This is a genomic window from Mycobacterium sp. SA01, assembly GCF_041287105.1.
Classification (GTDB): Bacteria; Actinomycetota; Actinomycetes; order Mycobacteriales; family Mycobacteriaceae; genus Mycobacterium.
In genome coordinates this window covers 834,958-858,342 of record NZ_JBGGNO010000020.1, presented here as the reverse complement: position 1 = coordinate 858,342, position 23,385 = coordinate 834,958, and the positions used below count along the sequence as shown (strand labels likewise).

The 23,385-nt window shown below is 66.9% G+C and carries 21 protein-coding genes; 11 read left to right on the top strand and 10 right to left on the bottom strand.

Features of this window, described 5'->3' with window-relative positions; genetic code table 11:
* The first annotated feature begins 6 nt into the window (after positions 1 to 6).
* The 7 genes from AB4879_RS23425 (at position 7) to AB4879_RS23395 (ending at position 7,417) form a co-directional block, all read left to right on the top strand.
* Positions 7 to 1,035 carry a hypothetical protein gene (locus AB4879_RS23425; RefSeq protein WP_370509467.1) on the top strand — a complete coding sequence of 343 codons (1,029 nt, stop codon included), beginning with the start codon at positions 7 to 9 and terminating at the stop codon, positions 1,033 to 1,035.
* A 65-nt stretch (positions 1,036 to 1,100) separates the two neighbouring features.
* Positions 1,101 to 2,642, top strand: a complete 1,542-nt coding sequence (locus AB4879_RS23420) for an arylsulfatase (RefSeq protein ID WP_370509466.1) — start codon at positions 1,101 to 1,103, stop codon at positions 2,640 to 2,642.
* Positions 2,643 to 3,539 (top strand): HAD family hydrolase, encoded by an 897-nt coding sequence (locus tag AB4879_RS23415; protein ID WP_370509465.1) that lies wholly within the window; start codon positions 2,643 to 2,645, stop codon positions 3,537 to 3,539. It abuts the gene before it with no gap.
* Entirely contained in the window at positions 3,532 to 4,392 is an 861-nt protein-coding gene (locus AB4879_RS23410) for a formylglycine-generating enzyme family protein (RefSeq protein ID WP_370509464.1), read from the top strand. Before AB4879_RS23415 ends, AB4879_RS23410 begins: the two co-directional genes overlap by 8 nt.
* Before the next feature lie 55 nt (positions 4,393 to 4,447).
* Positions 4,448 to 5,515: an NAD-dependent epimerase/dehydratase family protein gene (locus tag AB4879_RS23405; RefSeq protein ID WP_370509463.1), complete on the top strand. Its 1,068-nt coding sequence runs from the start codon at positions 4,448 to 4,450 to the stop codon at positions 5,513 to 5,515.
* Positions 5,512 to 6,285, top strand: coding sequence for an SDR family NAD(P)-dependent oxidoreductase (locus AB4879_RS23400; RefSeq protein WP_370509462.1), 774 nt, complete (start codon positions 5,512 to 5,514; stop codon positions 6,283 to 6,285). The genes AB4879_RS23405 and AB4879_RS23400 overlap by 4 nt, the downstream gene beginning before the upstream one ends.
* A gap of 4 nt (positions 6,286 to 6,289) precedes the next feature.
* Positions 6,290 to 7,417 carry an AI-2E family transporter gene (locus tag AB4879_RS23395; RefSeq protein ID WP_370509461.1) on the top strand — a complete coding sequence of 376 codons (1,128 nt, stop codon included), beginning with the start codon at positions 6,290 to 6,292 and terminating at the stop codon, positions 7,415 to 7,417.
* Here AB4879_RS23395 and AB4879_RS23390 read toward each other — a convergent pair.
* Positions 7,401 to 8,306 (bottom strand): DUF4436 domain-containing protein, encoded by a 906-nt coding sequence (locus AB4879_RS23390; RefSeq protein ID WP_370509460.1) that lies wholly within the window; start codon positions 8,304 to 8,306, stop codon positions 7,401 to 7,403. The genes AB4879_RS23395 and AB4879_RS23390 overlap by 17 nt on opposite strands.
* A gap of 51 nt (positions 8,307 to 8,357) precedes the next feature.
* Positions 8,358 to 9,815, bottom strand: coding sequence for a DUF222 domain-containing protein (locus tag AB4879_RS23385; RefSeq protein ID WP_370509459.1), 1,458 nt, complete (start codon positions 9,813 to 9,815; stop codon positions 8,358 to 8,360).
* Between the two features lie 61 nt (positions 9,816 to 9,876).
* Here AB4879_RS23385 and AB4879_RS23380 point away from each other — a divergent pair, with 61 nt between their 5' ends.
* On the top strand, positions 9,877 to 10,332 hold the full coding sequence (locus AB4879_RS23380; RefSeq protein ID WP_370509458.1) for a pyridoxamine 5'-phosphate oxidase family protein: 456 nt from the start codon (positions 9,877 to 9,879) through the stop codon (positions 10,330 to 10,332).
* Positions 10,333 to 10,335: 3 nt separating this feature from the next.
* On the opposite strand, the gene AB4879_RS23375 is transcribed toward AB4879_RS23380, so the two are convergent.
* Positions 10,336 to 11,133 carry a dienelactone hydrolase family protein gene (locus AB4879_RS23375; RefSeq protein WP_370509457.1) on the bottom strand — a complete coding sequence of 266 codons (798 nt, stop codon included), beginning with the start codon at positions 11,131 to 11,133 and terminating at the stop codon, positions 10,336 to 10,338.
* A 13-nt stretch (positions 11,134 to 11,146) separates the two neighbouring features.
* Entirely contained in the window at positions 11,147 to 11,842 is a 696-nt protein-coding gene (locus AB4879_RS23370) for a DUF4245 domain-containing protein (RefSeq protein WP_102809355.1), read from the bottom strand.
* Here AB4879_RS23370 and glpX point away from each other — a divergent pair.
* The 3 genes from glpX to AB4879_RS23355 all read left to right on the top strand — a co-directional run bounded on the left by glpX (position 11,841) and on the right by AB4879_RS23355 (position 16,117).
* Positions 11,841 to 12,872 (top strand): class II fructose-bisphosphatase, encoded by a 1,032-nt coding sequence (gene glpX / locus AB4879_RS23365; RefSeq protein WP_102809354.1) that lies wholly within the window; start codon positions 11,841 to 11,843, stop codon positions 12,870 to 12,872. The genes AB4879_RS23370 and glpX overlap by 2 nt on opposite strands.
* A 12-nt stretch (positions 12,873 to 12,884) precedes the next feature.
* Positions 12,885 to 14,297 carry a class II fumarate hydratase gene (locus tag AB4879_RS23360; RefSeq protein WP_370509456.1) on the top strand — a complete coding sequence of 471 codons (1,413 nt, stop codon included), beginning with the start codon at positions 12,885 to 12,887 and terminating at the stop codon, positions 14,295 to 14,297.
* Positions 14,298 to 14,722: 425 nt separating this feature from the next.
* Positions 14,723 to 16,117 (top strand): hypothetical protein, encoded by a 1,395-nt coding sequence (locus AB4879_RS23355; protein ID WP_370509455.1) that lies wholly within the window; start codon positions 14,723 to 14,725, stop codon positions 16,115 to 16,117.
* Here AB4879_RS23355 and AB4879_RS23350 read toward each other — a convergent pair.
* The 6 genes from AB4879_RS23350 to AB4879_RS23325 form a co-directional block, all read right to left on the bottom strand.
* Entirely contained in the window at positions 16,114 to 17,313 is a 1,200-nt protein-coding gene (locus AB4879_RS23350; RefSeq protein WP_370509454.1) for a cation:proton antiporter, read from the bottom strand. The two genes, AB4879_RS23355 and AB4879_RS23350, sit on opposite strands and share 4 nt — an antisense overlap.
* Before the next feature lie 13 nt (positions 17,314 to 17,326).
* Complete coding sequence (locus tag AB4879_RS23345; protein ID WP_102809350.1) at positions 17,327 to 18,208, bottom strand: polysaccharide deacetylase family protein; 882 nt, start codon at positions 18,206 to 18,208, stop codon at positions 17,327 to 17,329.
* A gap of 48 nt (positions 18,209 to 18,256) precedes the next feature.
* Entirely contained in the window at positions 18,257 to 19,576 is a 1,320-nt protein-coding gene (locus AB4879_RS23340) for a PhoH family protein (protein ID WP_102809349.1), read from the bottom strand.
* A gap of 185 nt (positions 19,577 to 19,761) precedes the next feature.
* Positions 19,762 to 20,589 (bottom strand): acyl-ACP desaturase, encoded by an 828-nt coding sequence (locus AB4879_RS23335; RefSeq protein WP_102809348.1) that lies wholly within the window; start codon positions 20,587 to 20,589, stop codon positions 19,762 to 19,764.
* Between the two features lie 70 nt (positions 20,590 to 20,659).
* Complete coding sequence (locus AB4879_RS23330; protein ID WP_370509453.1) at positions 20,660 to 22,126, bottom strand: glycine hydroxymethyltransferase; 1,467 nt, start codon at positions 22,124 to 22,126, stop codon at positions 20,660 to 20,662.
* A 23-nt stretch (positions 22,127 to 22,149) separates the two neighbouring features.
* Positions 22,150 to 23,367, bottom strand: coding sequence for a DUF885 domain-containing protein (locus tag AB4879_RS23325; RefSeq protein WP_370509452.1), 1,218 nt, complete (start codon positions 23,365 to 23,367; stop codon positions 22,150 to 22,152).
* Positions 23,368 to 23,385 lie beyond the last annotated feature (18 nt).

Sequence of the window (23,385 nt, the reverse complement as noted above, 5' to 3'; positions counted from 1 at the left end):
GTTGCCGTGCCGATCCGCCGTCTATCCGCCGCCCTGGGGGCGTTGATCGCACTCGCCGCGCTGGTGGGGTGCGCTCCCGGCGGCGTGCCAGACCGGCGCGCGGACGCCGACGCGCTCGCCGCCCAGGTGCGGGGTCTGCCCGGCGTGGTCGCGGCCACGAGCGACTTCGCCCGAAGTCAGGCGCAGGGCATGGTCTACTTCCGCCTGTACGTCGACGTTTCCGACCATCTGACCAGCGATCAGGCCGCCGCGATCACCTCGCAGTATCTGCGCGATCTTGCCGGGGGCAAGTACACCGGATACCGGCTCGAGATGGACCTGCGACGCGGCTGGAATCTGTTCGCCGTCGACAGCGGGACGCTGGCGATCACCAACGCGGATCAGATCGTCACGCAGGCGCGGGACTGGGCGCTGCTCCGACACGAATTCCCCGGCGCCACAGTCACTATGCGATCCACCATTACGCATCCGGGCGGACAGCTGACCGCACAGGAAGGCGGCCAATCGAATCTCGCACGCCTCGACCTTGCCGATCCGAGCGACTACCGCAACGTCAGCGCGGCGATGCGCACGTTGGCCGATCGATTCCCGCACCTTGCGGGGCTGGACTGGTCCGTCGAGGCAGGCAAGGAGCACCCCGCCGAGATCAAGACGTCACGGCGGCTGCCCACGGCGGCCGAGCTGGATGTGTTCAACCGGCTCAACAGTGACCAGGCGATCGCCCATATCGATCGGCTACGGATCAATGCTCCGCTCACCGCACCAGTTTGGTTCTCCGAGAAGACAATCGGGTCCCACGATATCGCGGTCGCATTGAGTTTGGCGCGCACACATCTGCCGGTCGTGGCGACACTGCCGGCACCGGTTCTCTACAGTGCCGGCGATCAGCTGTCCGGGCACATCGGCGGTCGCGGATTCGCCCGCGGCCCCGTCGTGGTCACCGTCGGCGGATGCACCAGGTATGACCCGTTGGTGTACCTACCCACCCAGCCGGAACGACAATTGACCGCCCGATACGAAAACTGTTCGTCCTGATCCAGGTTTCATGAATAGTTGGTGAGAGCGCACCATCGCCCGACCGACTGGCCTAACGTCGGAATATGCCTGGAGAAAAACCCAACATCTTGGTCATCTGGGGCGATGACATCGGGATCACGAACCTGTCCTGCTACAGCGACGGAATCATGGGCTACCGCACACCCAACATCGACCGGATCGCCGCCGAGGGTATGCGCTTCACCGACTCCTACGGTGAACAGAGCTGCACGGCCGGACGAGCCGCTTTCATCAGCGGCCAAAGCGTCTACCGCACCGGTATGAGCAAGGTCGCCATCCCCGGTGTCGACATCGGCTGGGCCGCCGAGGATCCCACGATCGCCGAGCTGCTCAAACCGCTCGGATACGCCACCGGCCAGTTCGGCAAGAATCATTTCGGCGACCTCAACAAGTACCTGCCGACCGTGCACGGGTTCGACGAGTTCTACGGCAACCTGTATCACCTCAACGCCGAAGAGGAACCCGAGCAGTACGACTATCCGCACAAGGATCAGTTCCCGCGACTCTACGAACAGGCCTTGCCGCGCGGCGTGATGGATTGCAAGGCGCTGGCCGAAGTTTCGACCGAGCCCGACGACGAGAAGTTCGGGCCCGTCGGCAAGCAGACCATCACCGATACCGGGCCGCTGACCGCCAAGCGGATGGAAACCATCGACGACGACATCGCCGATCGCACGGTCGAGTACATCCGTCGCCAGCACGACGCGGGAAACCCGTTCTTCGTCTGGTGCAACTTCACCCACATGCACCTGTACACACACCTCAAACCGGGCAGCAAGGGGCAGGCGGGGCTGTGGCAGTCGGAATACCACGACGCGATGATCGACCACGACAAGAACGTGGGCACGGTGCTCGACGTTCTCGACGAACTCGGTATCGCCGAGGACACCATCGTCATCTACTCGACGGATAACGGCCCGCATCGGAACTCGTGGCCGGACGCCGGTACCACTCCGTTCCGCAGCGAGAAGAACACCAACTGGGAGGGCGCCTACCGGGTGCCGGAGATGATCCGCTGGCCCGGAAAGATCAAGGCGGGCAGCGTTTCCAACGACATCATCCAGCACCATGACTGGCTGCCGACGTTGCTGGCCGCAGCGGGAGACCCCGACGTCAGCGAGAAGCTGAAGAAGGGCTATCGGATCGGCGATATGGAATACAAGGTCCATATCGACGGGTTCAACCTGCTGCCCTATCTGATGGGCGAGGTCGAGCACAGTCCCAGACGCGGCTTCTTCTATTTCAACGACGACGCCCAACTGGTGGCGATGCGTTTCGAGAATTGGAAGATCGTGTTCGCCGAGCAGCGCTGCCAGGGCACACTGCGGATCTGGGCCGAGCCGTTCACCGAGCTGCGGGTACCCAAGCTGTTCAACCTGCGCACCGACCCGTTCGAGTACGCCGACATCACGTCGAACACGTACTACGAGTGGTTCCTGCGGCGGGATTTCTTCGCGTTCTACGCAACAGCGATGGCGTCGATGTTCCTCGACACCTTCAAGGAATTTCCGCCGCGGCACCCACCGGCCAGCTTCAGCATCGACCAGATCGTCAAGAAGCTCGACGAGTTCCTGGCGGCCGACTAGATGCTGGAGTCGTGGGCCGACGGGGCCGCGAAGTCGGCACTCGTCGAGTTCACAGCGCGTGCCGTCGACTCGGTGGCACCCGAGGAGCGGGTCGCCGTGTTCGACAACGACGGCACGCTGTGGTGCGAGAAGCCGGCATACATCCAGCTGGACTTCCTGGTCCGGCGGATCGCCGAACAGGTCGCGCTCGATCCCGCGCTGGCTACCGAACAGCCCTACACCGCCGCCGCATCCGGCGATCTGGGCTGGTTCGGCGACGCAGTCACCAAGCACTACAACGGTGACGACTCCGACCTGAAACTCCTTGCCGGAGGCGTTCTTTCGGCCAACGCCACCATCACCACCGAGGAGCACGCGGCGCGGGTCAACGCATTTTTCGCCGACGCCAAGCATCCGACACTCGGCCGTGCGTACACCGCCTGCGGGTATGCGCCGATGATCGAATTGCTGCGCTACCTCGAGTCGTCGGGCTTCACCAACTACATCGTCTCCGGCGGCGGCCGGGACTTCATGCGGCCCGTCACGACGGCGATGTACGGCGTCCCGCCGGAACGGGTGATCGGCAGTTCGGTCGGATTGATCTACCAGAACGGCGAACTGCTGACCACCGCGCAGCCGGAAATCCTCAACGACGGCCCGGTCAAGCCGGTCGGCATCTGGGAGCGGGTTGGCCGGCGGCCGATCCTGGCCGTGGGCAACTCGAACGGGGACATCGAGATGCTGCAGTACGCGATGGCCGGATCAGGGCCGTCGCTGGCGATGTTGGTCTGCCACGATGACGATATGCGCGAATTCGCTTACACCGCAGGCGCGGAGAAGGCCCTGGAGCACGCCGAGAAGTCCGGCTGGACACGGGCGAGTATGCGCGACGACTGGAAAACCGTCTTCGGTGACTGAGCCCGGACTGGTCCGGATCCCCGCACAGACCGCCATGCTGGGCTCCGACCGGCACTACCCCGAAGAATCTCCCGCTCGACCGGTGACCATCGCCGGCTTTGGCATCCAGGCCCGGCAGGTCACCAATGCAGAGTTCACCGAATTCGTCTCGGCCACCGGTTATCTCACCGTCGCCGAGCGGCCGCTGAACCCGACCGACTATCCGGGTGCGCCGCCGGCCAACCTGCAACCGGGCTCGATGGTGTTCCGCCGGACCAGCGGGCCCGTCGACCTGCGTCACCTCAGCCAGTGGTGGACCTGGACCCCGGGCGCCTCCTGGCTGCACCCGTTGGGACCCGGTTCGTCGATCGCCAAACGCGCCGAGCACCCCGTCGTCCACGTCGCGTACGAGGACGCCGACGCCTACGCGGCCTGGGCCGGATTGGCACTGCCGACCGAGGCCGAATGGGAGACCGCCGCCCGCGGCGGGCGCGAGCACACCGACTACACGTGGGGCGATCAGCCCGAAGGACCCGGCGAGCGCCTGGCGAACTACTGGCACGGCGACTTCCCCTGGCGCCCGGAACCCGGCTACGGACGCACCACCGCCGTCGGCACCTTCGGACCCAACGGGTACGGACTGTTCGACATGGCCGGCAATGTCTGGGAGTGGACCACCGATTGGTGGGCGGGCAGCGAGGCGGCCAGCTACGACCCCGCGCAACCGCAGTTCACCGTGCCACGCAAGGTCGTCAAAGGCGGATCGTTGCTGTGCGCCGACAGCTACTGCATGCGCTACCGTCCCGCCGCGCGCCGCCCGCAGATGGTCGACACCGGCATGAGCCACATCGGATTCCGCTGCGTGAAGCGCTAGGACCAGTACCTCGCCCGTGCTTCACTAGAACGCGTTCTCTGACGGAAGGGGCTCGATGTCCGACGCTGTGCTGGTAACCGGCGCATTCGGGTTGGTGGGAAGTGCCACGGTCAAGCAGCTGGCGGCCACCGGCCGCCGGGTGGTCGCCACCGACCTCGAAACACCGGCGACCGTGAAGGCCGCCGCGGCTCTCCCCACCGGCGTCCAGGTGCGCTGGGCGGACCTCACCGACCCGGCCGCTGTCGAGAAGCTGCTGGCCGAGGTCTCCCCCGCCGCCGTCATCCACCTGGCCGCCGTGATCCCGCCACTGTGCTACGCCAAACCACAACTGGCCTACAAGGTCAACGTCGGCGCGACCGCCAACCTGGTGAAAGCCCTTGAGGCTCAACCTAATCCGGCGCGCCTGGTGCAGGCATCCAGCATCGCGGTGTACGGACCGCGCAACCCGCACCACATCACTGACGTCCTGACCGCGCAGACGCCGGTCAACCCGTACGACAACTACGGCAAGCACAAGGTCGAAGCCGAGGCTCTGGTGCGGGCGTCGAGCCTGGACTGGGTGATCCTGCGACTCGGTGGGGTGCTGACCACCGAACCCAACCTCGGGATGGACCCCAACCTGATCTTCTTCGAAGGTGTACTGCCCGCCGACGGACGGTTGCAGACCGTCGACGTCCGCGATGTGGCGTCCGCGTTCGCGGCGGCCACCACGGCCGACGTCTCAGGCCAGACCCTGCTGATCGGTGGCGACGACACCCACCGGCTGCGGCAGAGCGACATCGGACAGTCCACCGCCGCTGCGATGGGTCTCGTCGGTGCGCTGCCCGCCGGCCGCAAGGGTGACCCGAACGACGACGCCGGCTGGTTCGCCACCGACTGGATGGACTCGGCGACCGCACAACAGGTGCTCAAACATCAGCACCACTCCTGGCCCGACATGTTGGCCGAGACCGCCGACAAGGTCGGCTGGAAACGCTACATCTTCCGGGTGATCGCACCGCTGGCTCGCGAATACCTCAAACGTCAGTCGCCGTACCACGGTCAGCCACCGGGATACGGCAACCCGTGGGAGGCCGTGCGGCGCAAGTGGGGAGCTCCGGACAACGACGGGAAGGTGTCATGACCGAGCAGATAGCCGTGATTGTCGGGGGCGCTTCCGGGATCGGCTGGGCGACGGCCCAGACGCTGGCAGCCCGGGGCATGCGCGTGACGATCGCCGACCGCAACACCGATCTGGCCCGCGAACGCGCGGCGACGCTGGGTGACCCGCACACCTGGGCGGAGGTGGATGTCACTGACGAAGCCTCGGTCGCAACGCTTTTCGACAGCGTCGTGGAGCGTGAAGGTGCCTTGCACGTGGTGGTCAACTGTGCGGGGTTCAGCGGCTTCGGTGTCATCACCGAGCTCGACGCCGAACAGTTCCGCTCGGTCGTCGACGTCTGCCTCAACGGTGCGTTCCTGGTGATGAAGCATGCCGGCCGCCATCTCGGCGAGGGCGGTGCGCTGGTGTCGCTGACGTCGCTCAACGCCCGGCAGCCTGCGGTCGGGATGAGCGCGTACTGCGCGGCGAAAGCCGGCTTGTCGATGCTGACTCAGGTGGCGGCGCTGGAATTGGGTCCGCGCGGCATCCGGGTCAATGCCGTCGCGCCCGGCTTCGTGCACACCCCGCTGACCGAAGGCGCGGCCATGGTCCCCGGCGTTGTCGACGAGTACGTGGAGAACACCGCACTGGGCCGGGCGGGAACACCGCAGGACATCGCCGACGCGGTGGCCTTTCTGTGTTCGCCCCAATCGTCCTGGCTCACCGGGGAGATTCTTGACCTCAACGGCGGCGCACACCTCAAGCGCTACCCCAACATTGCGGAGCACCTGACCCGGCTGATGAATCAGTAGTTCGGTGAACACCGAGTTCACCGTCACCCAGAAGCGCGCGCTGGCGATCGTCACGCTGATCGCCGTGCTGCTGGGCGCCTACTTCCTGCGGCACTACTTCATCCTGGTGGTGATCGCGGCGATCGTCGCCTATCTGTTCACCCCGCTGTACAACCGGTGCCGGCGCCGGTTCGGGTCCGGGTTGTCGGCGACGATCACGGTGCTGGCCGCGCTGGCCACGGTCATCATCCCGGTCGGTGCGCTGTTGACGCTTGCGGTGCTTCAGGTTTCGCACATGGTCGTGCATGTGGCGGAGTGGGTGCAGAACGCCGACATGTCGACCGTCGGCAATCAGGCACTGGACTACGCCAATCACGCGCTGGCCAAACTGCCGTTCGGCCACTTCTCGGTCACCTCCGACTCGGTGCGCGAATCGCTGGTGAACGTCTCGCAGAACCTGGGACGCTGGCTGCTGCACGCGTTGCAGGGGGCCGCGGGCGGGGCGATCGGCGTGATCACGTCGGCGATCATCTTCTTGTACGTGCTGGTCTCGCTGCTGACCAATCAGGAGCAGCTGCTGACGCTGATCCGTCGGCTCAACCCGCTCGGCGAAGAGGTCACCGACCTCTATCTGGCCAAGATGGGCGCGATGGTGAAGGGAACGGTGAAGGGCCAGTTCATCATTGCGCTGGTTCAGGGCTTACTGGGGGCGGCGTCGATCTACATCGGCGGATTCCACAACGGGTTCTTCATCTTCGCGATCTTCCTGACCGCGCTGTCGGTCATTCCGCTGGGCAGCGGCATCATCACCATCCCGTTCGGCATCGGGATGATGTTCTTCGGCAACATCGGCGGCGGCCTGTTCGTGGTGCTGTTCCACATCATCGGCGTCACCAACGTCGACAACTTCCTGCGCCCCATCCTGGTACCGCGCGAGGCCCGGCTGGATCCCGCGCTGATGCTGTTGGCGGTGTTCTCCGGGATCGCGATGTTCGGCTTCTGGGGCATCGTGCTGGGCCCGGTCCTGATGATCATCATCGTCACGACGATCTCGGTGTACCTGGCCGTGTACAAGGGCGTGGAGATGACGTCACACGAGCCGCCCGAGAAACGCCGCCGGTTGTTCCGGCGGAAAGCTAGTCGACCTGTTTGAACCAGGAGATGACGACCATCACCATGGCGGCAACCAGGGCGACGATCACCCACAACACCAGGGCCATGTCGATCCACGCACCCGGCGGCGGTGCGCCGGGCAGGATGTTGCGCAGCGGCACGATCGCGAACAGCATTGCGGCGTACCAGGTTGCGAACGGCATCTGGAACTGCTTACGCCGGGTGATCACGAGCACCGAGGTGAAGATCGCGATGGTCGGCAGGGTGAGCAGCACGATGACGATGCCGAGGTCGAATGCCAGCGGACCGAGCGCTCGGCTGAACGTCACCTGCGTGGCGTCGCCGTCACCCTTGGCCGCGGGGGAAGGGGCGACCTGCTCGCTGGACAGGTCCCAGCCCTGTAATGCCCCGGCAATCTGAACCTTGGCCGGGATGATCTTGCGATCCTCGCCCTCACCCACCAGCAGGTCGGCGCTGATGCCTTGGGTCTCGTAGCGATCGAACGGCCAGGTGTTCACATCACCGTCGACGTCGATGGTCGTCGTCACCTCTGCCGGCGCGGCACCGGCCGGGAACTTCAAGTCGCCCAGGGAGTTCCACGGATGCAACCGCACCGCGATGTCTTCCTTGAGGGTGTCCAGGTTCTCATCCACCAGTGAATCCGCCGGGATGACAAGTACTTTGGCATCCGCCTTGTAGTCGACTGTGCGTAGCGACTGCAACGTGATCAGCACGGTGGTCTCTGATCCATTGCCTTCACCCGATGCTTCCAGCTCTTTGGCGGAGCCGGACAGCCACCAGTAGCCGAACAACGTGACGATGTAGGCCAGCACGACGACCAGCACGGTGAGGATGGCGACGGTCTTGCCGCGCGACCCGGGTTTCGCGGCGGGAGCCGGAGTCTGCGGCTCGGCGGGGGCGGTGGTCACGCGGGCATCGTATATTGACGCACGCGAAATAACAGGCCTTTGCCAGGGTATTTAGAAGGGCGGCGGGTCCGGGTCGTTCACCGGCCGCTTCGGGCCGAGCAGCGCCTCATGGCGAACCCATCGGACCTCTCGGTTTCGGGCGCGTTCGGAGGCCACGAACTTGGCCCGGTTCTGTGCCCTGGTGGTCTTACGCCTGGGCATCAGGACGGTGCGATCACCCTCCGACTCGGCTACCGGCCGACCCGCTGGAGCCGGGGTCGGAACCAACAGACCGGGAAACAACAAGGCACTGCCTGGCGTGGTGACGTAGGTCTGGTTGCCGGGCAGCTCCCAGATGACCGTGCCGTCGGCCAATTGCTTGTCGCGCCAACCCCAGAAGGTTTTTCGGATATGGCAGTGACGGCACAGACATTTCAGGTTGCCTGCATGGGTCGGGCCGTACGGATACGGGACCGTATGGTCCAGATCGCACTGCGTGGCCGGCTTGTCGCAGCCGGGCGCCCGGCAGGTGAGATCCCTGGCGCGCACGAAATCGGCCAGGGCACGCGACGGTCGATAGCCGCGTTCGGGCGATGCGTCGACGGGGTTGGCCAACGGCCGTAGTTTGGCTTGCCCGGCAATCTCGGCCACCCGCTCAGCCGGAATCACCGCATTGGACCCCATCACGAACCCCGGGTTGTCGGAACGTCCTTCGACAGTAGCCTGCTCGGCGACCACGTGGATGACGACCGCACCGGGCCCGGGCCGTGCATCTGCCGGGCATCCCGGTTCACCGCAGCGACAGGCCAACCGATCCGCGTGCGCGGCCACCGCACCTAGGGCATCGGCGCGACGCTGGTCGGCAGTCCGCGGGTCGGCTTCGCACACCGACTGTGCAACCACATCGATGCGCTGCTTCAACGTCTCGGCATCAGTGGCCGCCAACCGCGCCATCACCTCGATGCAGCCGTTTTCCTCATCACTGAACACCACCTCGCGGTCGCGCACCCTGTCCCGAACTCGGCGCACCGCGTCAGGATCATGCTTGAGGACAAGGCGATCGATCTCAGACTTCAACCGCCCGCGAGTCATCGACGGCCACCGCGCGATCCGCGCCGCCAGCCGTCGATCGATCTCGGCCAATGCCCAGTCGTGAATGATGAGGCCCGTACGAAACACGACCGTCTGGAACATTTCGGCGTTGATGTCGCCGGCCAGGAAGAGCGCCGCGACCGCAGGAAGCTGCTTCATGGCCAGCCCGTAGGTCATATAGCCGCCCGCTTTGGCCACACTGACTCGCAGAGCAGCCGCGATCTCTGCGCCTACCGCAGCCCAGGTGTCCACCGCCCAGTTTTCGCGTTCACCCCGTTCACGGCGGCGCAGTTCGAAGAGTTCGGCGATACCGATGAGCCGCCGCGCGGCGGCCTGGTTCTCGGCGCGGTTGTCGGCAACGATGTCGGTCAGCAGCACACGCGACTCGTCCGTGACGGACGGCTCCCAATACTCGTGGAGCCGACTTCCTCCGAACATGTGTTCGAGTATGCCACGAGCCTATGACATTTTCAGTAAGCCCGGTGACAGCATTGACCTCATGACGACATGGCGGGATGTCCAAGCGGCCGCACCCGAGTTCGCCCAGCGAGTGCAGTCACTGTTCGACGCGCACAAGCACAAGACCATTGCGACGCTGCGCGCCGACGGGTCACCGCGAATCTCCGGGATCGAAACCGCCTTCACCGACGGCGAGCTCACGTTCGGCTCAATGCCCAACGCTCGCAAGGGGTCCGACCTACACCGCGATCCCCGATTCGCGCTGCACACCGCGACGGTCGATCCGGTCGAAGGCAACGAAGCAGAGTGGCCCGGCGAAGCGAAGATCGCCGGGCGGGCCGTTCATTCCGGTTCCATCCCCGACGGGCCCGACGGCGACCTCTTCCGCGCCGACATCACCGAGGTCGTGCTCACCCACCTCAATGACGCCGCCACACTGCTCGTCATCCAGTGGTGGACACCCACCCACGGCCTGAAAGCCGTCGAGCGCGAATAGCCCTTACGTCAGCCGGTCCTTGAGGAACTGGACAACCCGCTTGCGCGCCTCGAAGGCCGGGTGCCCCTCCACCTCGCGCACCTCGAGAGCGAGCACCGAATGCGCCATCCGGCTGAAGCCGCCGGGATTGCCCTTCGACGAGTCGATCTCGATGACCTCGAACGAGTCGCCGAGCCGGTCCTTGAGCGTCTTGAACCGCTCGGCCGGCGCCATCTGGTCCTCGCTGAAGCGCAGCCCCATCGCGCACAAACCCTCTTCGGCGGCCCGCTTCTCGATCACCTTCAGCTCGCCCTCGCTCATCCCGGGGTCGCGTTTCTGCTTGGGCGTCAACGCGATCGGCACCGACGGCTGACTGAGCACCGATGCGAGCACGCTGTCGTCGACGGCGGCCGCAAGCGCGAAACCACCGGAGAAGCACTGCCCGATAACCCCGACACCCTTGCCGCCGGCCTTCGCCTTCAGATCCCGCGCCAGCGCACGTAGGTAATGCGAGACCGGCCGATCCTTGTTCGTCGCGAACGCGGCGAACTCCCGGGCCACACACGCGCGTGCCAGCACCGGCACCATCGCCGGCGTCATCGCCGGCGCCTCCGGGGTCCCGAACAACGACGGGATCGCCACGGTGAATCCGTTGTCCACCAGATAATTTCCCAATGCCAGCACACCGGGGTGCACGCCGGGGATCTCCGGGATCAGCACCACGCCGGGGCCTTCACCCTTGCGGTAGACGTCATGGGTGATACCCGCCGCACTGAACGGCTCGCAGACCCATCCGGTGAGGTCGGCTTCAGGACCGGACATTGACGTCTCCTCTTCAGCCAGGTGGCAGGGGCTTCTGCGTCTGCGTGGCAACGGCCAGCGTACGGAAGTCGTCGCTGCTCCCGGCCCCGGTTATGGCGACTTGGGCAGGGCCGGCCTGGCTGTCGAGGCGGGTGGTCCACACCGGTTCGGTGCCCTCACCGCCTTCGTAGACGATCCACTTCACGCCATCGACGTCTTGGGTGCCGGTGGGATACATCGACCGGTGGATCGAGCCCACCAGCGCCTGCTCGTCGGCGTTGCTCTGGGTCAGGCTCACATACATCTTGGACGCGGCGAGGTAGCCGACGGTCGCGGTGACGGCACGCTGGCGCTGCCCGGTGGCGTCGGTGCGGCCGGCGTCGATTCCGCCTCGGCCGCCGGAGTTGGCCCGCCAGCCGGCCGGGACCTGCGGTAACCGGATCGGGATGGCGAGCGTTTCAGCGTCGGCCTTCAGCGCGGCGGCAGCGTCGTACGGCGGTGGCGTCCCATCGCGAGGGCTGCTGGGCCGTACCGAACACATCCCCACCAGCCCGGCCAACGCAATGCACGCCACGATCAAGGGCGCCAGCGACCAGAACATGTCACGACCGTCCTGGAGCAGCCTGGGCTTGGGCTCCCGGGGCGGTATGCCGGTCTCGGACGGGGTACTCACGCCTGCCAGTATCCCAGGTCTGGACGGCTGGCCGGCTTCTGGGACAATCTCAGCCATGCCAGACGCCCGCCGCCGTGAAGCGCCCGATCGCAACCTCGCCCTCGAATTGGTTCGGGTAACCGAAGCAGGCGCCATGGCCGCCGGCCGATGGGTCGGCCGAGGGGACAAAGAAGGTGGTGACGGCGCGGCCGTCGACGCCATGCGTGAGCTGGTCAACTCGGTGTCGATGCGCGGCGTCGTGGTCATCGGTGAGGGCGAGAAGGACAACGCCCCGATGCTCTACAACGGCGAAGAGGTCGGCAACGGCGACGGGCCGGACTGCGACTTCGCCGTCGATCCGGTGGACGGCACCACCCTGATGAGCAAGGGCATGCCGAACGCGATCTCGGTGCTCGCGGTCGCCGAGCGCGGCGCGATGTTCGACCCGTCCGCGGTGTTCTACATGAACAAGATCGCCGGCGGTCCGGATGTCGCCGACTTCATCGACATCACCTCGCCGATCGCCGCCAACATCCAGCGCATCGCCAAGGTCCGTAAGGCCTCGGTCTCCGACATCACCGTCTGCATCCTCGACCGGCCCCGGCACGCCAAGCTGATGGCCGAGGTCCGCGACGCCGGCGCCCGTATCCGGCTGATCTCCGACGGCGACGTCGCGGGCGCCATCTCGGCCTGCCGGCCGGAGTCCGGCACCGATCTGCTGGCCGGCATCGGCGGCACGCCCGAGGGCATCATCACCGCCGCCGCGATCCGCTGCATGGGCGGCGAGATCCAGGCCCAGCTGGCGCCCACCGACGACGAGGAACGTCAGAAGGCCCTCGACCGTGGCCACGATCTGGATCGGGTGCTGACGACCCGCGACCTCGTCGCCGGGGAGAACGTCTTCTTCTGCGCCACCGGCGTCACCGACGGCGACCTGCTCAAGGGTGTCCGCTACTTCGGCGGCGGCTGCACCACCCAGTCGATCGTCATGCGGTCGAAGTCCGGGACCGTCCGGATGATCGACGCCTACCACCGGCTCTCCAAGCTCAACGAATACTCCGCGGTGGATTTCACCGGGGACAAGACCGCCGCATATCCACTCCCCTAAGAAAGGCGTTTGATGACCGACAGTGCTGTCGAGGGCGAATACCGCATCGAGCACGACACCATGGGCGAGGTCCGGGTACCGAAGGACGCCCTGTGGCGCGCCCAGACCCAGCGGGCCGTCGAGAACTTCCCGATCTCCTTCCGCGGCCTGGAGCGCACCCAGATCCGCGCGCTGGGCTTGCTGAAAGCCGCATGCGCACAGGTCAACAAGGACCTGGGCAAGCTGTCCGCGGAGAAGGCCGACGCGATCATCGCCGCCGCCGGTGAGATCGCCGACGGGCTGCACGACGACCAGTTCCCCATCGACGTGTTCCAGACCGGGTCGGGCACCAGCTCCAACATGAACGCCAACGAGGTGATCGCCTCGATCTGTGAGCGCAACGGCGTGACGGTGCACCCGAACGACGACGTGAACATGTCGCAGAGCTCCAACGACACCTTCCCCACCGCCACGCACATCGCGGCGACGGAAGCCGCTGTGCGGCACCTGATTCCGGCGCTCGAGGTGCTGCATGAGTCGCTGGCCGGCAAGGCCCGCCAGTGGCGCACCGTGGTGAAGTCCGGGCGCACCCACCTGATGGACGCCGTCCCGGTGACCCTGGGCCAGGAGTTCGGCGGCTATGCCCGCCAGGTCGAGGCCGGCATCGAACGAGTGAAGGCCACCCTCCCCCGCCTTGGCGAGCTGGCCATCGGCGGCACCGCGGTCGGCACCGGACTCAATGCCCCGGACGGCTTCGGCGCCAAGGTCGTCGACGTGCTCGTCGAGCAGACCGGTCTGGCCGAATTGCGTACGGCTAAGGACTCTTTCGAGGCTCAGGCCGCCCGCGATGGGCTGGTGGAGGCGTCCGGCGCACTGAAGACCATCGCGGCGTCGTTCACCAAGATCGCCAACGACATCCGCTGGATGGGCTCGGGCCCGCTGACCGGCCTGGGCGAGCTCCAGCTCCCCGACCTGCAGCCGGGCAGCTCGATCATGCCGGGCAAGGTCAATCCGGTGATCCCCGAAGCGGTCACCCAGGTGGCCGCGCAGGTCATCGGCAACGACGCCGCCATCACGGTCGGCGGCCTGTCGGGTGCGTTCGAGCTGAACGTGTACATCCCGATGATGGCGCGCAACCTGCTGGAGTCGTTCACGCTGCTGTCCAACGTGTCGAAGTTGTTCGCCACCAAGTGCATTGACGGCCTGATCGCCAACGAGGAGCACCTGCGCGAGCTCGCCGAGTCGTCGCCGTCGATCGTGACGCCGCTGAACTCGGCGATCGGTTACGAGGAGGCCGCGAAGGTCGCCAAGCAGGCGCTGAAGGAGAAGAAGACGATCCGGCAGACGGTCATCGACCGTGGCCTGATCGGCGACAAGCTCTCCGAGGAAGAGCTCGACAAGCGCCTCGACGTGCTCGCGATGGCGAAGGTCCGCGACGGCGAGTGAGCGCTTGCGCTGACGAGCAGTAGCGCAAAGTCGAGGGGCCGGGTTCACAACCCGGCCCCTCGATTTGCGTTGGGCCCGAATAGGTCGATGCCGGGGCACGGACTCCCACCCCTGACAAAGTCGTGTCACCATCGGGACAGCTAACCCGAATTTCAGCACTGCTCGCGATGGCAAATACTTTCTGCCGCACCCGCTCACGTGGTTGAGCCGACAGAGCAGGCGCCTGGCCGGCCCGAGCTTGGCCGAATTTTGCTGTGGTGACGTCAATTTCGGCAGATGATCTTGTCTCGCAGCACCCGACTCCACCGGTCTGTGACAATTTTGCCGAAATCCTTGACCGCCGATTCAGCAAACGCCTACATTGAGCCATCCGCTCACAGCAAACACTCAAGTTTGTTCGGTGGCGTTGACTCAAGGGGGTTCGCATGTCCAAACATCGCAAGGTCGGCCGTCCCGCAGGCATGTCAGCTCGGCGATGCATCACCGCCGGGGTCGGCGGAACGGCGATGCTGAGCGTCGGCGTCCTGCTCGCCTCCTCCCCCGACACGCCGGCGCCGGCGACCTTGTCGCCCGCGGTCCAACTGGCGTCGTTCGGATCGCCGTTGGCGCCCTCACCGTTGAGCCCCGGCTCGGACCTGTGGTTCCTCGACAACCACAACTCGTTGATCGGCGGTGCGTTCACGCCCACCGCACTTGCCTCCGCCGTCACTGTCAACGGTTTCGACGTCTTTCGGCCGATCGGCCGTGGTGGCTGGCTGATCGGTGACGGACTCGACGCCCAAGAAGGTTGCACGGGTACCGCGTGCAACGGCGGCAACGCCGGCATCCTGTTCGGCCGCGGCGGTGACGGCCTGAACGGAGGCAACGGCGGCAACGGCGGCCTCTTCTTCGGTACCGGCGGCACCGGCGGCAATGGCCTGGCCGGTGAAGTCGGCGGCCGCGGCGGCAACGGCGGGCTCTTCTTCGGTGCAGGCGGTGCCGGCGGTCAAGGTGGCGCCGGCACCACAGGCACCATCTCGTCGGTCACCGGCGGCAAGGGCGGAGCCGGCGGCCAAGGCGGCAACGGCGGATTCTTCGGCGGCGCCGGCGGCTCGGGCGGGACCGGCGGCCTCGGCGGCGCCGGGTACGGCAACCCGGCGGGAGTGGTCCCACCCGGCACCGGCGGTGACGGCGGAGACGCCGGGGCCGGGGGCAACGGCGGCTTCCTCGCCGGCAACGGGGCGACCGGAAACGGCGGCGACGGTGGCGTCGGCGGAGACGGCGTCCACAGCAACGATCCCGCTGTCCCCGGCGGCAACGGCGCCGACGGCGGCAACGGCGGCGCGGGTGTGGTCGGCGGGACGGGCGGCCAAGGCGGTCAAGGCGGCACCGGCGGTCCGAACCTCGGCGCGGACGGAGTCGGCGGGACCGGCGGTAATGGCGGCAAGGGCGGTAAGGGCGGCACCGGCAGCACGACCGGCGGAACCGGCGGCCAAGGCGGTCAGGGCGGCACCGGCGGTCAGGGCGGCACCGGCGCGGGTGCTGCGGGAGGCAACGCCGGCACCGCCGGTCAGGGTGGTCAGGGCGGAACGAGCTCTACCGGCGCGGGCGGTAAGGGTGGCAAAGGCGGCACCGGCGGTACTGGCGGCTCGACCGGTGCGGGCGGGACCGGCGCCAACGGCGGAACCGGAGGTGCCGGTGGCGGCGGTGGCGCCGGCAGCAGTGGCGCGACACCCGGCAACGGCGGAAACGGAACGAATCCCGGCAACAACCACAACGGGGCCAACGGTGGCACCGGCGGCGCCGGCGGCAGCGGGGGTGACGGCGCCGGCGCCGCCTAGGCGCGGCGGCGCTGCCGGTAGCGTGAAATCCCAAGGGGCGCAGTGATACTGTGCACCACCAGGCTCAGCGTCACCGCGATCACTCCGGCTTGGGTGAGCACATCGGGATGTTGGATCTCACCGCGCTCGATCACCAGCAGCCCCAGCACCACGGTGCCGATCCCCCTCGGTCCGAACCAGCCGATGAATACCCGGCTGTAGCCGGGTAGGTCGGTGCGGATCAACGCGACCAGCACCGCGATCAGGCGCACCCCGAACACCGCCACGACGCAGAACAGCACCACTCGCCAACTCGTGTGCTGCCAGGCGTCGATCACCGCGAACGCGCCGAACATCGCGAACACCAACAGCTCCAGCAGCTGCGCGGTCGCATCGGAAACCTGGTTCGACACTTGGGTGTTACTGCGCCGCGCCACGACCGCGAATGCCAGACCACCGGTGAAGGCGGCGACGAATCCGCTGGCGTGCACCCGCTCCCCGAACTCGAAACAGATCAGCGCGACGGCCAGGGTGGCCAGTTGAGCCCAGGTGTCGTTCATCCACTCCCGCCGCCGCGACCACGCGATCACCACCGCGCCCAACAGTCCGACGGCCGCCCCGATCGCCAACGACACCACCTCGGTGCGCACCACGAACCACGTCCAGTCCCGCGGGCGTTGGTCGGTGTGCGCCGAGGCCAACGCGAGTGCGGCCAGCAGCACGGCCAGTGCGAAGCCGTCGTAGAAGCCGCTTTCCACCGACAGAGCGTTGCGCACCCGCTCCGGAATCCGGCCGTCCTCGGTCAGCGCTTCGATGAGCGCCACCTCAGTGGGCGCCACAATCGCCGCCAGGCACACCGCCTCCCACCACGGCAACACCGGGAGCAGCGCCGCCGCGGTCAGTGTGCCCAGCACCAGAGTCAGCGGTATGCCGATCACCAGCAGCCGGAACGTGACGTGCCCACGCCGGAGCACCTTGCCCGGATCCAGCTTGGCGGCCTGGTTGAACAGGATCACGGTCAGCGCGAGCTGCGCCAGGATCGTGAAGCCCTCGGTGCCGGGGCCGGCTTGCAGGAGGTTGAAACCGAAGGGGCCGAACAACATTCCCAGCCCGACGAAGATCAACGCCGGCGCGACGTACCACCGGCCGACCAAGCCCGACACCACGGCATAGGCCAGGACCAGCAGGGTCAGGACGAACGAGGTGGCGGTGTGCACCTAGGCGCGCCGACTATGCGCCGTTGTTGGAGCCGCCGGAATTGGCCCCCGGGATGTCGGTGATCGGAATGTTCGGCATCGGTTTGGGCGACGGGGTGGCGGGCAGGGTCGGGATGTCGCTGGCGGGGATGTCCTGGAGTTCGTTGGCCGGCGGTCCGTTGTCACGGCTGCCGTACACGCTGCCCGGCGCGCGCGGGCCCAGCATCTGGGTCACGGTGACCAGGTGATAGCCGTTGGCTTTCAGCACCGGGATGAACTGCTCGACCAGGTCCACTGTGGACGAGTAGACGTCGTGCAACAGCACCACCGAGTTGGGCTTGATCTGGGTCATCAGCATGTAGCGGGTGGCGGCGGTGTTGGAGTCGTTCATCCAGTCGAACGGGATCACATCCCACAGGATCGCGGCGAGCCCGTACTGGGCGGCAACCTTGTTGACCGCATCGTTGGTGAGCCCGCCGGCCGGCCGCCACAGCACCGGGGTCTGTCCGGTGGCCGCCTTGATCGCGTCGTTGGCCTTGCTGAACTGGGCCGGCACATCCTCCGGGGGGATCGTCGTCATGTTCGGGTGTTCCCAGGTGTGGCTGCCCAGCTCCATGCCGGCGTCGACCACCCGTTTCGCGCCGGCCGGGTTGGCCGCCACCTTGTTGCCGATCTCGAAGAAGGTGGCCTTGGCGTCGTTGTCGTTGAGGATGCCCAGCAGCCGGTCGGTGTACGGCGACGGCCCGTCGTCGAAGGTCAATGCCACACACTTGACCACCGAGCAGTCGACGGAATCAGCCTTGGCCACCTTGACGTGCCCGGTGAAGCCCCCGATGACGACGACGGCCACGCCCGCCACGACACCTACGACAGTTCGCAGATAGGACCAGGACAGGCTGTCGGGACGGCGTGACACGCGACTGATTTTACCGGGCCTAGCTGCCTGGTCCCTGACACCCGCCCGTCACGGCAGGGCGCCGGGGCTGATCTCCTCGAGCATCTCGGTGACCAGCGCGGCGATCGGGGAACGTTCGCTGCGCATCAGCGTGATGTGGGCGAACAGCGGATGCCCCTTGAGCTTCTCGATGACCGCGGCCACACCGTCGTGACGCCCGACCCGGAGGTTGTCGCGCTGCGCGACGTCGTGGGTCAGCACCACCCGCGAGCCGCTGCCCAGCCGCGACAGCACGGTCAGCAGCACGTTGCGCTCCAGCGACTGCGCTTCGTCGACGATCACGAACGAGTCGTGCAGCGAACGGCCGCGGATGTGCGTCAGGGGCAGCACCTCGAGCATCCCGCGGGAGAGGACCTCTTCCAGCACCGCCGGTGACGCCAGGCCCTCGAGGGTGTCGAAGACGGCCTGCGCCCACGGGCCCATCTTGTCGCTCTCGCTGCCCGGCAGGTAGCCCAGGTCTTGGCCGCCGACGGCGTACAGCGGGCGGAACACGACGACCTTGCGCTGGGTACGGCGCTCCAGCACCGCCTCCAGACCTGCGCACAGCGCCAGCGCCGACTTGCCGGTGCCTGCCTTGCCGCCCAGCGACACGATGCCCACCGATTCGTCGAGCAGCAGGTCGAGAGCGACGCGTTGTTCGGCGGACCTTCCCCGGAGGCCGAACACTTCGCGATCACCCCGCACCAGCTGAACCTTCTTGTCAGGGTTCACCCGGCCCAGCGCACTGGAGTTGGCGCCGAGCAGTCGAACACCGGTGTGGCACGGCAGATTACGCGCCTCCTCCAGATCGATCTCGCCCTCGGCGAAGATCGTGTCGACATCCTCGGGGGCCACATCGAGCTCGGTCATCCCGGTCCAGCCCGAGGTGATCACATCCTGGGCGTGGTATTCGTCGGCCAGCAGACCGACCGCGCCTGCCTTGACCCGCAGCGGAATGTCCTTGCTGACCAACGTGACTCGCTTGCCCTCGGCAGCGAGGTTGGCGGCGACCGTCAAGATCCGCGTGTCGTTGTTCTCGGTGCGGAACCCGGACGGCAGCACCGACTGGTCGCTGTGGTTGAGTTCGACGTTGAGCGTTCCGCCTTGTGTGCCAATGGGTATCGGCTGATCCAAGCGACCGTGTTCCAGACGGAGATCGTCGAACAACCGCAGCGCCTGTCGGGCGAACCATCCCAACTCGTGGTGGTGGCGTTTGGCTTCCAGTTCACTGATGACCACGAGCGGTACCACCACTTCGTGTTCGGCGAACCGGGTGCACGCCCACGGGTCGGACAACAGAACTGAGGTGTCGAGCACATACGTCCGAACGGGCGACTGCGAATCGGTCACTGGGCGCTCCTGTAGTTCACGCGGTCCCCGCGAACCCCTCGGCGGACACTGCGGCACCAGGACCGGGACCGGTCCTGTCGTAGTCGAAACGATAGGTACCGCCCGGACAGCAGAGCATGTCGCTAGCCATCGAAAGTGACGCTACTCCGGTCCCAGCGCGCTTGCCGATCAGGCGCGCGGGCGTGTTATGAGCGAACGAATTTCTTCAGCACCGACTCGTCGTTCAGACCCCAGGCGGCGATGCGGTCGGCGACCACCGTGCGCGACGCGTCGAAGTCGAAGATGCCGGCCCGGGCAACGTTGTTCAGCTTGTCCTGGTACTCCCAGATGTCGCCGCCGACCAGACCGAAGCCGACCGCCCGGCGGGCGATCGAGTTGATGGTCGAGTCGCGATGGGTTTGCAGGCAGTGCGCAACCAGGTTGGCGAAGAACTCTTCGTGCCGTTCTTCGTCGGCCGCGATCCGGCCGACGAGTCCTTTGAGTACCGGCTCGTCGATCTTGGCCTCGAGGTTGCGGGTGAAGACGGCGTGCGCGCGCTCGTAGAGCGCCATGAAGACCAGCGTCTCGATCTGGGTGAACTGATCGGCCCGGTACCCGCGCATGACGTGCGCGACCCGGACGTCCTCGTTGGCGGTCGGGTCGAAGTTGCGGGTGACCACGAGGTAGTTCCGCACCGCGATGGCGTGCAGGTTCTCCTCGGCGGTCCACCGGCCCAGCCAGCGGCCCCACTTGTCCTCGAGGATGAAGTGCTCGACCAGCTCGCGGTGATACCCGGCGAGGTTGTCCTTGGTGATCAGCAGGATCTCCAGGGCGTCGACGACATCCGAGGGCAAGGTGACCTGGGAGGGCTCCCAGTCCTTGCCGCCCAGGAAGGCGAAGTTCTCGCCCTGGTCGAACGGGACGTAGTCATGGCCGTACCACTCATCGGCGGTGGCCAGATAGCGAACCAGATTGTCAGCGACAACCGGCTCGAGTTCGAGCGTCAGCGCATTCGCGACAGGTTTCTGTGCCATGAAGTAACTGTAACTCAAAGACACGGGTGTTTGAAAACCCGGCCACCGGCGTTTCGCCGTCCGACTGCCCCTAGAGAGTCAGACCCGGGTACAGCGGATTGGCCTCGAGCATTTCCGCGGCGGCGGCGTGCACCCGATCGGCGGTGCCGTCGGCCAGCGTGTACTTGGCCTTTGAGGTTCCCTCGGCCTGCGTGTTGGACAGCACCTCGACCACCAGCTCGGCAACCCGGTCGAACTCCTCGGGACCGAACCCGCGGGTGGTCAGCGCCGGCGTACCGAACCGGATACCGCTGGTGTACCAGGCGCCGTTCGGGTCGGACGGGATCGCGTTGCGGTTGGTGACCACACCGGAATCCAGCAGAGCGGACTCGGCCTGGCGGCCGGTCAGCCCGTAGGACTGGACGTCGAGCAGCACCAGATGGTTGTCGGTGCCACCGGTGACCAGGGTGGCGCCGCGCTTGAGCAGACCCTCGGCGAAGGCCTTGGCGTTGTCGGCGATCCGCTGGGCGTAGGCCTGGAACGACGGTTGGCGCGCCTCCGCGAGCGCAACGGCCTTGGCTGCCATGACGTGCGACAGCGGTCCACCCAGCACCATCGGGCAACCCTTGTCGACGGCGGGCGCGAACTCCTCGGTGGCCAGCACCAGGCCACCGCGCGGGCCGCGCAGCGACTTGTGCGTGGTCGTGGTGGTGACGTGGGCGTGCGGCACCGGATCCTCGTCACCGGTGAAGACCTTGCCTGCGACCAACCCGGCGAAGTGCGCCATGTCGACCATCAAGGTCGCGCCGACCTCGTCGGCGATCTCGCGCATCGTGGCGAAGTTGACCCGCCGCGGGTAGGCCGAATAGCCCGCGACCAGGATCAGCGGCTTGAACTCCTTGGCGGCGGCGCGGACGGCGTCGTAGTCGATCAGGCCGGTCTCGTGATCGGTGCCGTAGCTGCGCTGGTGGAACATCTTGCCGGAGATGTTGGGCCGGAAACCGTGGGTGAGGTGACCACCCGCGTCCAGCGACATGCCCAGCAGCCGCTGGCTGCCCAGCCGCGCGCGCAACCGCTCCCACTCGGCCTCGGACAGGTCGTTGATGTGCTTGACCCCCGAATCGGTCAGAGCGGGTGCCTCGATCCGGGTGGCCAGGATGGCCCAGAAGGCGACCAGGTTGGCATCGATACCCGAGTGCGGCTGGGCGTAGGCATAGGGGGCCCCGAAGAGTTCGCGTGCGTGCTCGGCGGCCAGCGACTCGACGGTGTCGACGTTCTGGCAGGCGGCGTAGAACCGGTGCCCGACGGTGCCCTCGGCGTACTTGTCCGAGAACCAGGTGCCCATGGTCAGCAGCACGGCGGGTGAGGCGTAGTTCTCGCTGGCGATCAGCTTGAGCGAATCCCGTTGATCGGCAAGCTCTTTGCGGGTCGCATCGGCAATCCGCGGCTCGACTGACTCGATGACCTGGAGAGCCGCCCGGTAGGCCTCACTGGCGGTGGCGGCGTAGTCGGCGCCCGGGGCGGGGACGTGCGTCGAAATCGTCGAGTCTGCGGTCATGCCCCAAGCCTATCCGGCCCTGTTCAGGCCGCGTCGACCCGCAACGCGGACGGGATCAGCGGCTCGTCGAGCAGGCGGCCGAAGCGTTCGGTCAGGCCCACCCCGGCCGGCCGGTCGTCGAGCCAGCCCCGCAGCAGGCGGTATCCCTCGACGTAGGTGCTGGTGTAGGCCCGCCACAGCGGCGAGGACAGGAACCGCAGCATCTGCCGCGCCCGGGTGTCGTCGACCAGCAGCCAACGCTGCAGGAAGGCGACGACGTCGTCGACGTCGCGGTGCTCATCGTGCAGCATCAGCGCGGCGTCCTGGCGGACGTCAGCCAGGGCCGCCGTCGCTTCCGACAGCGCCTCGGCACGCTCGCCGTCGAATCGCAAACCGAGGTCGGCGTAGATGTCCCCGGCCCAGCTCCCCCAGCCCGGCCCGACCGCGGCATACAGCGCCAGATCGGCCAGCCCCTCGGCCATCAGGCACTGCGGGGTGTTGACCAGGAAGATGGTCTGCTCCTGCTGATCCTGGCCGGCCACCAGTCCGGCCTCCTTGCGGCAGTGCTCGGTGTGGTGGCCGGGGTAGGACTCGTGGGCGACCAGCCGCGGCAGGTTCGCCATCTGCTGCTTGAGGTCGGCATTGACCGCGACGGTCGAGGTGTAGTTGCCGTTGTAGTAGTTGAAGCCCGACCACGGCTTGTCGGTGACCACCTCGTAGACGATGGTTTCGGCATCGGGCAGCGGGTAGGTGGCCCGCACCGTGTCGCGCAGCGCGCTGGAGAACGCGTGAATGCACTCCTCGAGCCGTTCGGGCGGGATCTCGTCGGAGCGGCGGTGCGCTTCCATCCGGTCGGCCAGCGGGCCGCTGCCGCCGAGTACCTCGTCGATGCGGGCGTGGGCGGCGCGGTAGCGCTCGGGGTCGCCGCGACTGATTTCGACGTCGAAGTAGTTCCGAACCTCGTCGACGAAGCCCACCTCCTCGCCGGCGAACTTGCGCGCGGAGAACTGCAGGGCCCGCAGGTGCGCACCGATGAAGTCGGCGCGCTGGTCGGTGAAGCCATCTACGCGGGCGACGGCGGGCAGTTCGGTCAGCAACCGATCGGCCTGCCGGGCCAGTTCGGCCGGCTCGGGAGCGGGCTCGCCGGCCACGGCGCGGCGCAACTCGGGATCGCCGGTGAAGGAGTCGACGTAGCCTTCCTCGATACGGTCGAACCGCAAACCGAGGGTTAAGTAATCGCGGATAAGGGTGCCGGGCTGCATGTCAACCAAGCTAACTGC